The 11,232-nt window shown below is 63.7% G+C and carries 13 protein-coding genes; 11 read left to right on the forward strand and 2 right to left on the reverse strand.

The window, feature by feature from the left end:
* Positions 1 to 7: 7 nt before the first annotated feature.
* Both QMX89_RS18085 and QMX89_RS18090 read left to right on the forward strand, forming a co-directional pair.
* Entirely contained in the window at positions 8 to 1,012 is a 1,005-nt protein-coding gene (locus QMX89_RS18085) for an aspartate carbamoyltransferase catalytic subunit (protein WP_282349266.1), read from the forward strand.
* Positions 1,009 to 2,280, forward strand: coding sequence for a dihydroorotase (locus tag QMX89_RS18090; protein ID WP_282349267.1), 1,272 nt, complete (start codon positions 1,009 to 1,011; stop codon positions 2,278 to 2,280). The genes QMX89_RS18085 and QMX89_RS18090 overlap by 4 nt, the downstream gene beginning before the upstream one ends.
* Before the next feature lie 119 nt (positions 2,281 to 2,399).
* Here QMX89_RS18090 and QMX89_RS18095 read toward each other — a convergent pair whose 3' ends face one another.
* Positions 2,400 to 2,807, reverse strand: coding sequence for a TM2 domain-containing protein (locus tag QMX89_RS18095; RefSeq protein ID WP_049861697.1), 408 nt, complete (start codon positions 2,805 to 2,807; stop codon positions 2,400 to 2,402).
* Positions 2,808 to 3,056: 249 nt separating this feature from the next.
* Here QMX89_RS18095 and QMX89_RS18100 point away from each other — a divergent pair, with 249 nt between their 5' ends.
* On the forward strand, positions 3,057 to 3,692 hold the full coding sequence (locus QMX89_RS18100) for a C40 family peptidase (RefSeq protein ID WP_049861696.1): 636 nt from the start codon (positions 3,057 to 3,059) through the stop codon (positions 3,690 to 3,692).
* Here the strand turns inward: QMX89_RS18100 and QMX89_RS18105 are convergent, their stop codons facing one another.
* Entirely contained in the window at positions 3,693 to 4,727 is a 1,035-nt protein-coding gene (locus QMX89_RS18105) for a type IV pilus twitching motility protein PilT (protein WP_043191513.1), read from the reverse strand.
* A 66-nt stretch (positions 4,728 to 4,793) separates the two neighbouring features.
* On the opposite strand from QMX89_RS18105, the gene QMX89_RS18110 reads away from it, so the two are divergent.
* The 8 genes from QMX89_RS18110 (at position 4,794) to QMX89_RS18145 (ending at position 11,155) form a co-directional block, all read left to right on the forward strand.
* The gene (locus QMX89_RS18110) at positions 4,794 to 5,534 is read left to right on the forward strand and encodes a YggS family pyridoxal phosphate-dependent enzyme (RefSeq protein ID WP_282349268.1); all 741 of its coding nucleotides are present in this window, start codon (positions 4,794 to 4,796) and stop codon (positions 5,532 to 5,534) included.
* Positions 5,531 to 6,352, forward strand: coding sequence for a pyrroline-5-carboxylate reductase (gene proC, locus QMX89_RS18115; RefSeq protein WP_192068224.1), 822 nt, complete (start codon positions 5,531 to 5,533; stop codon positions 6,350 to 6,352). Before QMX89_RS18110 ends, proC begins: the two co-directional genes overlap by 4 nt.
* A 9-nt stretch (positions 6,353 to 6,361) precedes the next feature.
* A complete protein-coding gene (locus tag QMX89_RS18120; RefSeq protein WP_049861693.1) occupies positions 6,362 to 6,952 on the forward strand; it encodes a YggT family protein in 591 nt (196 codons plus the stop codon).
* Positions 6,953 to 7,103: 151 nt separating this feature from the next.
* Positions 7,104 to 8,243: a homoserine O-acetyltransferase gene (locus QMX89_RS18125; protein ID WP_049861692.1), complete on the forward strand. Its 1,140-nt coding sequence runs from the start codon at positions 7,104 to 7,106 to the stop codon at positions 8,241 to 8,243.
* A gap of 7 nt (positions 8,244 to 8,250) precedes the next feature.
* Positions 8,251 to 8,871 carry a methionine biosynthesis protein MetW gene (gene metW / locus QMX89_RS18130; RefSeq protein WP_043191520.1) on the forward strand — a complete coding sequence of 207 codons (621 nt, stop codon included), beginning with the start codon at positions 8,251 to 8,253 and terminating at the stop codon, positions 8,869 to 8,871.
* 168 nt (positions 8,872 to 9,039) lie between these two features.
* Positions 9,040 to 9,636, forward strand: coding sequence for an RdgB/HAM1 family non-canonical purine NTP pyrophosphatase (rdgB, locus tag QMX89_RS18135; protein ID WP_282349270.1), 597 nt, complete (start codon positions 9,040 to 9,042; stop codon positions 9,634 to 9,636).
* Positions 9,633 to 10,820 (forward strand): radical SAM family heme chaperone HemW, encoded by a 1,188-nt coding sequence (gene hemW / locus QMX89_RS18140; RefSeq protein WP_282349271.1) that lies wholly within the window; start codon positions 9,633 to 9,635, stop codon positions 10,818 to 10,820. Before rdgB ends, hemW begins: the two co-directional genes overlap by 4 nt.
* A gap of 11 nt (positions 10,821 to 10,831) precedes the next feature.
* Positions 10,832 to 11,155 carry a DUF3392 domain-containing protein gene (locus QMX89_RS18145; RefSeq protein WP_282349272.1) on the forward strand — a complete coding sequence of 108 codons (324 nt, stop codon included), beginning with the start codon at positions 10,832 to 10,834 and terminating at the stop codon, positions 11,153 to 11,155.
* The last annotated feature ends 77 nt before the right edge of the window (positions 11,156 to 11,232 follow it).

The following is an 11,232-nucleotide window of genomic DNA, read 5'->3' on the forward strand; positions in this document are numbered from 1 at the left end:
CCCCGCCATGACGCCTATCGACGCCAAGCGCCCGCTGCAGCTCAATGACCAGGGCCAGCTACGCCATTTTCTTTCCCTCGACGGCTTGTCCCGCGAACTGCTGACCGAAGTGCTCGACACGGCCGACTCGTTTCTGGAAGTCGGCGCGCGCGCGGTCAAGAAAGTCCCGCTGCTGCGCGGCAAGACCGTGTGCAACGTGTTCTTCGAGAACTCCACGCGCACCCGAACCACCTTCGAACTGGCCGCCCAGCGCCTGTCGGCCGACGTGATCACCCTGAACGTGTCGACCTCCTCGACCAGCAAGGGTGAAACCCTGTTCGACACCCTGCGCAACCTCGAAGCGATGGCCGCCGACATGTTCGTCGTGCGCCACGCCGACTCCGGAGCCGCGCATTTCATCGCCGAGCACGTCAGCCCGGAAGTGGCGATCATCAACGGTGGTGACGGCCGCCACGCCCACCCGACCCAGGGCATGCTCGACATGCTCACGATTCGTCGGCACAAGGGCGGCTTCGAGAACCTGTCGGTAGCGATCGTTGGTGACATCCTGCATTCGCGCGTGGCCCGCTCGAACATGATCGCGCTCAAGACCCTGGGCTGCCGGGACATCCGCGTGATCGGACCGAAGACGCTGCTGCCCGTGGGCGTCGAGCAATATGGCGTCAAGGTGTTCACCGACCTGGAACAGGGCCTCAAGAACGTCGACGTGGTGATCATGCTGCGTCTGCAGCGTGAGCGCATGAGCGGCGGCCTGCTGCCCAGCGAAGGCGAGTTCTATCGGCTCTACGGCTTGACCACCGCACGCCTGGCTGGCGCCAAGCCCGATGCCATCGTCATGCACCCCGGACCGATCAACCGCGGCGTCGAGATCGAATCGGCCGTCGCCGACGGCCCCCATTCGGTAATTCTCAATCAAGTCACCTACGGCATCGCGGTCCGCATGGCGGTGCTGTCGATGGCCATGAGCGGGCAGACAGCCCAGCGTCAATTCGAGCAGGAGAACGCCCAGTGAGCCTCAGTATTCTTGGCGCCCGGGTGATCGACCCGGCCAGCGGCCTGGACCAGATCAGCGACCTGCACATCAGCCAGGGCCGGATCGTGGCGATCGGCGACGCACCCGCCGATTTCACCGCCAGCCAGCGCGTGGACGCCACTGGCCTGGTCGCCGCCCCCGGCCTGGTCGACCTCAGCGTGTCGCTGCGCGAGCCCGGCTACAGCCGCAAGGGCACCATCGCCAGCGAAACCCGTGCCGCCGCGGCCGGTGGTGTCACCAGCCTATGCTGCCCGCCGCTGACCAAACCGATTCTGGATACCTCGGCGGTGGCCGAACTGATCCTGGATCGCGCCCGCGAAGCCGGCCATGCCAAGGTGTTCCCGATCGGCGCCTTGAGCAAGGGTCTGGAAGGGGAGCAACTGGCCGAGCTGATTGCCCTGCGCGATGCCGGCTGCATCGCCTTTGGCAACGGCCTGAACAGCTTCGGCAACAATCGCACGCTGTGCCGCGCGCTGGAATATGCCGCCACCTTCGACCTGACGGTGATCTTCCATTCTCAGGACCGTGATCTGTCTGCGGGCGGGCTCGCCCACGACGGGCCGACCGCTGCCTTTCTGGGCCTGGCGGGCATTCCCGCCACCGCGGAAACCGTCGCCCTGGCGCGCGACCTGCTGCTGGTCGAGCAGAGCGGCGTGCGCGCGCACTTCAGCCAGCTGACCACCGCCCGCGGCGTGGAGCTGATCGAACAGGCGCAGGCACGCGGGCTGCCGGTCACGGCTGACGTGGCGCTGTACCAGTTGATTCTGACCGACGAAGCGCTGACCGGATTTTCCAGCCTGTACCACGTGCAACCGCCACTGCGATCCGTAGCGGATCGCGAAGGCCTGCGCGCGGCGGTGAAGAAGGGCGTGGTGCAGGCGATTGCCAGCCACCATCAGCCTCACGATCGCGACGCCAAGCTGGCGCCATTCGGTGCGACCGAGCCGGGCATCAGCAGCGTGCAACTGTTGTTGCCCTTGGCACTGACGCTGGTACAGGACGGCCTGCTCGACCTGCCGACCCTGCTGGCGCGCCTGGGTCAAGGCCCGGCCGACGCCATGCGGCTACCGGCAGGGCGCCTGCAAGTGGGCGCGGCGGCGGATCTGGTGCTGTTCGATGAAAACGTCTCGACGGTGGCCGGTGAGCGCTGGCTGTCCAAGGGCGCCAACTGCCCGTTCCTCGGTCACACCTTGCCGGGTGCCGTGCGTTACACCCTGGTGGACGGGCATATCAGCTTCAGTCACTGATACCACAGCGCACCCTTCGCGGGCAGGGCGGCGTACCCTGTGGGAGCGGGCTCTGCCCGCGAAGGCCTCACCGCAATCTATCTGCTGGATCACAAACAAGCCCCATGGCCTGGCACCAGCTACCGACGCTGCGCGTTCTTCATCGACACCTGATCATTCAGGGTCCAGAAGTCATACAGCACCCCCACCAGAAACAATCCCCCGGTCAGCAGGTAGATCACACCCGTGATCCACTTGCCTTGGTACATGCGGTGCACACCGAACAAACCGAGGAACGTCAGCAACACCCACGCCACGTTGTAGTTGGTATCGCCGCTGTGAAAGCGCATGTCGGCCTGCCGGTCCATGGCCGGGATCAGGAACAGGTCGATGATCCAGCCGATACCGAACAGGCCCAGGGTGAAGAACCAGATCGTTCCGGTGACCGGCTTGCCGTAATAGAAGCGATGAGCGCCGGTGAAGCCCAAAATCCACAGCAGATAGCCCATGATCTTGCTGTGGGTATCATGGATCCGATAGGTGTTCATTCTCGATGCAAGTCCTCTGATATAAAAATTTTCTAAACAAATTTGTGACTTTTTTGTCCCGTCCCGACGTATGGCATTTCTGTGACCGACATCGGCTGAACCCTTGCAGCACCTGACTTGCGTGCCGCACAAAAGACAATTCTGCGCCGAAATGGTGCCATTTGCGACCTTCGAGCCTTGACCAGCGGATTAAAAACCCTACAAAAAGCTGTTATAAAGTCGCGCGCCTACCCATATGAGCCCTGCCGAATGCGTCCATTTTTCAAGACATGGCTGACCATCTGCCTATTATTGCCCCTGGCCGCCCACGCCACCAATCGTGAGCAACGACTTCCCGCTGGCTTCAATGGCTACACCGCCAAGCCCGCTTCCGAACAATCGCAACGTGCGCCACGCATCGTCGTGACCCGCCCCGCCGGTAACAACCAGGCCCTGGCCAAGGTCACCACCGTCAAGGTTGGCACCTCGGCCTCCAGGCAGAGCAGCGATGTACTCAGCCGCGCCGTCAACGTGCTCGGCACGCCCTATCGCTGGGGCGGCAGCAGCCCGAGCAAGGGTTTCGACTGCAGCGGTCTGGTCAAGTATGCCTTCAACGATGTGAAGGCCGTCGACTTGCCACGCACGTCCAACGCCATGGCCGCTGGCCACGGCATCAAGGTCGAGCGCAAGGACCTGAAGCCGGGTGACCTGGTGTTCTTCAACATCAAGAGCCGCAAGGTTAACCACGTTGCCATCTACCTGGGCAACGACCGCTTCATCCACGCCCCGCGCCGCGGCAAGGCCGTGACCATCGACACCTTGAAGAAGCCGTACTGGAACACCCACTACGCCGTCGCCAAGCGCGTCCTGCCCAAGGAACCTGCGCTGCGTATCGTGCAACGCTGATCAGAAGTTGTCCGGCGACTTGGCCTTTTCACGGGCCGAGTCGCGGCTGATGACACCTTGGGCGAGCAGGTTCTTCAGGCACATGTCCAACGTCTGCATGCCCAGCGACCCGCCCGTCTGAATCGATGAGTACATCTGCGCGACCTTGTCTTCGCGGATGAGGTTACGAATCGCCGGCGTACCGATCATGATTTCATGCGCCGCCACCCGCCCGCCGCCGATCTTCTTCAGCAAGGTCTGGGAAATCACCGCCTGCAGCGATTCGGACAGCATCGAACGCACCATCGACTTCTCTTCCGCCGGGAACACGTCGACCACCCGGTCGATGGTCTTCGCCGCCGACGTGGTGTGCAGCGTGCCGAACACCAGGTGCCCGGTCTCGGCCGCGGTCAAGGCCAGGCGTATGGTTTCCAGGTCACGCATCTCGCCTACCAGGATCACGTCCGGGTCTTCGCGCAGCGCCGAGCGCAAGGCGTGGGAGAAGCCCAGGGTGTCGCGATGCACCTCACGCTGGTTGACCAGGCACTTCTTCGACTCGTGGACGAATTCGATCGGATCCTCAACGGTCAGGATATGGTGGTGCTTGTTGCTGTTGAGGTAGTCAATCATGGCAGCCAGAGTGGTCGACTTGCCCGAACCGGTCGGCCCGGTGACCAGCACCAGCCCGCGCGGCACTTCGGTAATTTTGCGAAACACATCTCCCATGCCCAGGTCGTCCATGCTCAGCACCTTGGACGGAATGGTCCGGAATACCGCACCGGCGCCGCGGTTCTGGTTGAACGCGTTGACCCGAAAGCGCGCCACACCCGGCACCTCGAAGGAGAAGTCAGTCTCCAGGAACTCCTCGAAGTCCTTGCGCTGCTTGTCGTTCATGATGTCGTAGATCAGCGCCTGGACCTGTTTGTCGTCCAGCGCCGGCAAGTTGATGCGGCGCACGTCGCCATCCACCCGAATCATCGGCGGCAGGCCTGCGGACAGGTGCAGATCGGATGCGCCTTGTTTCGCACTGAAGGCCAACAGCTCGGTAATGTCCATGAGACTCCCCAAATACAGACAAGCAGGTAGAATGCCGCAGACCTGAAACCCGCCGGCACGAATTCAATGTCCACGATAGCAGACAACATTTCGCAAGTGAGTGCCCGAATCGCAGCCGCTGCCCGGCAGGCGCAGCGGGAGCCGAGCCAAGTCGGCCTGCTCGCGGTCAGCAAGACCAAACCGGCCACGGCCATCCGCGAGGCATTCGCTGCAGGTGTCCGCGATTTCGGCGAAAACTACCTGCAGGAAGCGCTGAGCAAGCAGGAAGAACTTGTCGACCTGCCCTTGATCTGGCATTTCATCGGCCCCATTCAGTCGAACAAGACGCGAGCCATCACCGAACACTTCGCCTGGGTACATTCCGTGGACCGCCTCAAGATCGCCCAACGGCTCAGCGAGCAGCGCCCGAGCACGCTGGCGCCGCTCAACGTCTGCATTCAGGTCAACGTCAGCGGCGAGGCCAGCAAGTCCGGTTGCGCGCCCGACGATGTGCACGCCTTGGCCACGGCCATTGCAGCGCTGCCGAACCTGCACCTGCGTGGTCTGATGGCGATTCCGGAACCCACCGATGATCCGGCGGCGCAGAACGCTGCCTTTGCCCACGTTCGCGCGCTGCAACACGACCTGCAATTGCCGCTGGATACGTTATCCATGGGCATGAGCCACGACCTTGAGGCTGCCGTCGCCCAGGGCGCCACCTGGGTGCGCATCGGCACGGCATTGTTCGGCGCCCGCGACTACGGCCAGCACACTCCACCAGCGGACACGAGCGTGGCCCCTTCACCTTTCACCAAGGATCCTTCATGAGCAAGACTCGTATTGCCTTCATCGGCGCCGGCAACATGGCCGCCAGCCTGATCGGCGGCCTGCGTGCGCAGGGTGTCGAAGCCAGCCACATCCGCGCCAGCGATCGCGGCGCCGAGCAGCGTGACAAGGTCGCGGCCGAACACGGCATCGACGTGTTCGCCGACAACGCCCAGGCGATCGAAGGGGTCGACGTCGTGGTGCTGGCGGTCAAGCCGCAGGGCATGAAAGAGGTCTGCCAGGCACTGGCGCCCAGCCTCGCACCCGGTCAACTGGTGGTCTCGATTGCCGCTGGCATCAACTGCGCCAGCCTGCAACGCTGGCTCGGCGAGCAACAGCCGATCGTGCGCTGCATGCCCAATACACCCTCACTGCTGCGCCAGGGCACCAGCGGCCTGTACGCCACCGCCGACGTCAACGCCGAACAACGCCAACAGGCCGAAGACCTGCTGGGCGCCGTCGGCCTGGCCTTGTGGCTGGACGAAGAACAGCAGTTGGATGCCGTCACCGCCGTGTCCGGCAGCGGCCCGGCGTACTTCTTCCTGCTGATCGAGGCCATGACCGCCGCCGGGGAAAAACTCGGCCTGCCCCACGAGACGGCAGCCCGGCTGACCTTGCAGACCGCGCTGGGCGCCGCACACATGGCGGTTGCCAGCGATGTCGACGCCGCCGAGCTGCGCCGTCGCGTCACTTCACCCGCCGGCACCACCGAGGCGGCCATTCAGTCATTCCAGTCCGAGGGTTTTGAAACCCTGGTGCAGAACGCCCTGAACGCCGCCGCCCGGCGCTCGGCCGAACTGGCCGAACAGCTGGGTCAATAAGGAGCTTTCATGTACGGTCTAAATACCGCGGCAATCTATGTCGTGCAAACCCTGGGCAGTCTGTACCTGCTGATCATGCTGCTGCGCTTCGTGCTGCAACTGGTGCGTGCCGACTTCTACAACCCGCTCAGCCAGTTCATCGTGCGCGCCACGCAGCCGCTGCTCAAACCTGTGCGGCGCATCATTCCCAGCCTGTTCGGGCTGGACATGTCCTCACTGCTGCTGGCCATCGTCATCCAGATGATCATCATGGCGCTGACCCTGCTGCTGGCCTACGGCACCACGGGCAACCCCCTTCAGTTGCTGGTGTGGGCGATCATCGGGGTGACGGCGCTGTTCCTGAAGATCTTCTTCTTCGCCATGATCATCAGCGTGATCCTCTCCTGGGTCGCGCCGCAGAGCCACAACCCCGGCGCCGAGCTGGTCAACCAGATCTGCGAACCGGCGCTGGCGCCGTTCCGGCGCATCGTGCCCAACCTGGGCGGCCTCGACATCTCGCCGATCCTGGCCTTCATGGTGCTCAAACTGCTGGACATGCTGGTCATCAACAACCTGGCCATGACCACCGGCATGCCGCAGATTCTGCGCCTGCTGATCTGACCGCTGCACGCCAGCTGCGCCAGCGCTCCTACGAGCGCTGGCGCAGCTGGCAAGCCTGCCTGCACACTCGCCTGTACCCCCGCCAAGCGCTGCTTGCCCCTCTGCCCTGCGCTCTTTAGACTTACGCCTCATTCAAGCGTGAGCAGGGTCGATGTCCACTGTCTTTCCCGATGATTGCGTCGGTCTGGTCGTTCCACAAATTGCCCACTTCAGCGAACCCCTGGCCCTGGCCTGCGGCCGGTCGCTGCCCGCCTACGACCTGATCTACGAGACCTACGGCCAGCTCAATGCCAGCGCCAGCAATGCGGTGCTGATCTGCCACGCGCTGTCGGGCCATCACCATGCAGCCGGTTATCACTCCACCGAAGACCGTAAGCCGGGCTGGTGGGACAGCTGCATCGGCCCCGGCAAGCCCATCGACACCAACCGCTTCTTCGTGGTCAGCCTGAACAACCTCGGCGGCTGCAACGGTTCCACCGGCCCCAGCAGCATCGATCCCGAGACCGGCAAGCCGTTCGGCGCCGATTTCCCGGTCTTGACCGTGGAAGACTGGGTACACAGCCAGGCCTGTCTGGCGGACGCGCTGGGAATCGCCCAGTGGGCGGCGGTGGTCGGTGGCAGTCTGGGCGGCATGCAGGCGCTGCAGTGGACCATCACCTACCCCGACCGCGTCCGCCACTGCCTGGCGATCGCTTCGGCGCCCAAGCTCAGCGCGCAGAACATCGCCTTCAACGAAGTGGCCCGCCAGGCCATCCTGTCCGACCCCGAATTCCATGGCGGCGATTTCCAGGCCCGTGGCGTGATTCCCAAACGCGGCCTGATGCTCGCGCGCATGGTCGGGCACATCACCTACCTGTCAGACGATTCGATGGGCGAGAAATTCGGCCGTGGCCTGAAGAGCGAGAAGCTCAACTACGACTTCCACAGCGTCGAGTTCCAGGTTGAAAGCTACCTGCGCTATCAGGGCGAGGAGTTTTCCGGTCGGTTCGACGCCAACACCTACCTGCTGATGACCAAGGCGCTGGACTACTTCGACCCGGCCGCTGCCCATGGCGATGACCTGGCCGCGACCTTTGCCAACGTCAAGGCCAAGTTCTGCGTGATGTCGTTCACCACCGACTGGCGCTTCTCGCCGGCCCGCTCGCGCGAACTGGTGGATGCATTGATGGCCGCCAAGAAAGACGTCTGCTACCTGGAAATCGATGCACCACAGGGCCACGACGCCTTTCTGATCCCCATTCCACGGTATCTGCAGGCGTTCAGCAGCTACATGAACCGCATTGCACTGTGAGGCATCCATGAGAGCTGACCTAGAAATCATCCAGGACTGGATCCCCGCCGGCAGCCGCGTGCTCGACCTGGGCTGCGGCAACGGCGAATTGCTCGCCTGGCTGCGCGACCACAAGCAGGTCACCGGCTACGGCCTGGAAATCGATGCCGACAACATCACCGAGTGCGTGCGCAAGGGCATCAACGTCATCGAGCAGGACCTGGACAAGGGCCTGGGTAACTTCGCCAGCAACAGTTTCGACATCGTGGTCATGACCCAGGCGCTGCAGGCCGTGGAATACCCGGATCGCATTCTCGACGAGATGCTGCGGGTCGGTCGGCAGTGCATCATCACCTTCCCCAACTTCGGTCACTGGCGCTGCCGCTGGTACCTGGCCAGCAAGGGCCACATGCCGGTGTCCGAGTTTTTGCCGTACACCTGGTACAACACGCCGAACATCCACTTCTGCACCTTCGCCGACTTCGAAGCCCTGTGCAGCGAGCGCCGGGCGCAGGTCCTCAATCGCCTGGCGGTGGATCAACAGCACCGGCACGGGTGGGCGAGCAAGATATGGCCTAACCTTCTGGGTGAAATCGGCATCTACCGGGTCAGCAGCCCTGGTCTGCAGGAGCATCGGGTGGCGGTGTAACACTCGACGACCATGGCGCCTTCTTCGCGGGCAGAGCCCCGCTCCCACAGGATCGTGCGCAAAACTCACCTTGTGGGAGCGGGGCCCTGCCCGCGAAGCAGGCGACCCGATTCGTCAGGCCGCCCGCATGAACTGGCTCTTTGAACTCTTCGGAACCCATTCACAACCATGATCAATTTCACTCAACTCGTCCTCGCCAGCCACAACGCCGGCAAGCTCAAGGAACTCCAGGCCATGCTCGGCGGCGCGGTGCAGCTGCGTTCGGTCGGCGAATTCAGCCAGGTCGAGCCTGAGGAAACCGGGCTGTCGTTCGTCGAGAACGCCATCCTCAAGGCCCGCAACGCCGCGCGTCTCTCAGGTTTGCCTGCGCTGGCCGACGATTCCGGCCTGGCCGTGGACCTTCTCGGCGGTGCCCCCGGCATCTATTCGGCGCGCTACGCCGATGGCCAGGGCGATGCCGCCAACAACGCCAAGCTGCTCGATGCCCTGCAGGGCGTCCCGGACGAACAGCGCGGCGCGCAGTTCGTCTGTGTGCTGGCGCTGGTCCGGCATGCCGAGGATCCGTTGCCGATCCTCTGCGAAGGGCTCTGGCACGGCCGCATCCTGCACGCCGCCAGCGGTGCCCATGGGTTTGGCTACGACCCACTGTTCTGGGTGCCCGAACGCAACTGCTCCAGCGCCGAGCTCGACCCCACGCAAAAGAACCAACTGAGTCATCGCGCCCGCGCCATGGCCTTGCTGCGTCAACGCCTGAGCCTGGCATGAACGATTCACTGATCTACCCAGCGGCGCCGCCTCCCAGCCAGGTGCTGACGCAGCTGCCGCCGCTGGCGCTGTACATCCATATCCCCTGGTGCGTGCGCAAATGCCCGTACTGCGACTTCAATTCCCACGCGGCCAGTCCCGTACTGCCGGAAGAGGAATACGTCGACGCACTGCTGGCGGACCTGGATCAGGACCTGGCAGCGGTCTACGGACGGCCACTGAGCTCGATCTTCTTCGGCGGCGGCACGCCCAGCCTGTTCAGTGCTGCGGCATTGGGCCGACTGCTCGCGGGCGTGGAACAACGCATCCCGTTCACGGCGGATATCGAGATCACCCTGGAGGCCAACCCCGGCACGTTCGAACAGGACAAGTTCGTCGCCTATCGCAAGCTGGGGATCAACCGCCTGTCCATCGGCATCCAGAGTTTCCAGCCGAATAAGCTCGAAGCCCTCGGGCGTATCCATACCGGAGACGAAGCGCTGCGCGCCGCTGAAATGGCGCGTCGCGCCGGTTTCGACAACTTCAACCTGGACCTGATGCACGGCCTGCCCGACCAGTCCCTGGAAGAAGCCCTGGACGACCTGCGCCAGGCCATCGCTCTGGCGCCCACGCACCTGTCCTGGTACCAGCTGACCCTGGAGCCCAACACAGTGTTCTGGAACCAGCCGCCCGAGCTCCCCGAGGACGATATCCTCTGGGACATCCAGGAAGCCGGCCAGGCCTTGCTGGCCGAGCATGGCTTCAGCCAATACGAGGTGTCGGCCTATGCCCGGTCGGGCAAGGCCGCGCGTCACAACCTCAACTATTGGAGCTTCGGCGACTTCATCGGCATTGGCGCCGGCGCCCACGGCAAGCTGAGCCACCCCGACGGCCGCATCGTGCGCACCTGGAAAACCCGTCTGCCCAAGGATTACCTGAACCCTGGCAAGCAGTTCAAGGCGGGCGAGAAAACCCTGACTGCCGACGAGTTGCCGTTCGAGTTCCTGATGAACGCGCTGCGCCTCACGCCAGGCGTCGACGCCGAGCTGTTCGCGCAGCGGACCGGCCTGCCCTTGCAGACCCTGGCCGCAGCACGCGCCGAGGCCGAACAAAAAGGCCTTTTACAGGTCGAACCGACGCGTCTGGTCGCCACCGCCCGCGGGCAGTTGTTCCTCAACGACCTGCTGCAATACTTCCTGGTATAAGGATTGTCCTGATGGATTTCGTGCTCGATCTGCTCGCCACCGTGTCACGCTGGGGCCGAGGCAACCTTTCGGAGATTTCCCTGGCCTTGGTAGGCTGCGTGCTGGTGCTGTTCGGCGCCGATGTGAAGGCGTGGGCCGAGGGCCGTCTGGGCTCGCTTTCGGGCGCGCTGCGAGTACCACTGATTGCCCTGATGTGCGTGATCGGCAGTGGCGCGGCATTGATCTATGCCACGCCCTGGGTGCTGAAGGGGTTGAGCCAGTTCAACAACTACAGCCTGACGCCGGTGTTGTTGGTGGTTCTGGTATTGCTGGGAATCGTCGCTGATCGCAAATGATGCGTGAGCCATGCGGGCCTCTTCGCGGGCAGAGCCCGCTCCCACAATAAGCGGGTATTGTGGGAGCGGGCTCTGCC

The organism is Pseudomonas sp. PS01301 (genome assembly GCF_029960215.1).
Lineage (GTDB): Bacteria > Pseudomonadota > Gammaproteobacteria > Pseudomonadales > Pseudomonadaceae > Aquipseudomonas > Aquipseudomonas coleopterorum.

Coding starts and splice junctions, on each gene's coding strand:
- QMX89_RS18105 (WP_043191513.1), bottom strand. CDS start 4,727: ATGGACATTACCGAGCTGTTGGCCTTCAGTGCGAAACAAGGCGCATCC.
- QMX89_RS18095 (WP_049861697.1), bottom strand. CDS start 2,807: ATGAACACCTATCGGATCCATGATACCCACAGCAAGATCATGGGCTAT.
- metW (WP_043191520.1), top strand. CDS start 8,251: ATGAGAGCTGACCTAGAAATCATCCAGGACTGGATCCCCGCCGGCAGC.
- QMX89_RS18145 (WP_282349272.1), top strand. CDS start 10,832: ATGGATTTCGTGCTCGATCTGCTCGCCACCGTGTCACGCTGGGGCCGA.
- QMX89_RS18085 (WP_282349266.1), top strand. CDS start 8: ATGACGCCTATCGACGCCAAGCGCCCGCTGCAGCTCAATGACCAGGGC.
- hemW (WP_282349271.1), top strand. CDS start 9,633: ATGAACGATTCACTGATCTACCCAGCGGCGCCGCCTCCCAGCCAGGTG.
- QMX89_RS18125 (WP_049861692.1), top strand. CDS start 7,104: ATGTCCACTGTCTTTCCCGATGATTGCGTCGGTCTGGTCGTTCCACAA.
- QMX89_RS18120 (WP_049861693.1), top strand. CDS start 6,362: ATGTACGGTCTAAATACCGCGGCAATCTATGTCGTGCAAACCCTGGGC.
- QMX89_RS18100 (WP_049861696.1), top strand. CDS start 3,057: ATGCGTCCATTTTTCAAGACATGGCTGACCATCTGCCTATTATTGCCC.
- proC (WP_192068224.1), top strand. CDS start 5,531: ATGAGCAAGACTCGTATTGCCTTCATCGGCGCCGGCAACATGGCCGCC.
- rdgB (WP_282349270.1), top strand. CDS start 9,040: ATGATCAATTTCACTCAACTCGTCCTCGCCAGCCACAACGCCGGCAAG.
- QMX89_RS18110 (WP_282349268.1), top strand. CDS start 4,794: ATGTCCACGATAGCAGACAACATTTCGCAAGTGAGTGCCCGAATCGCA.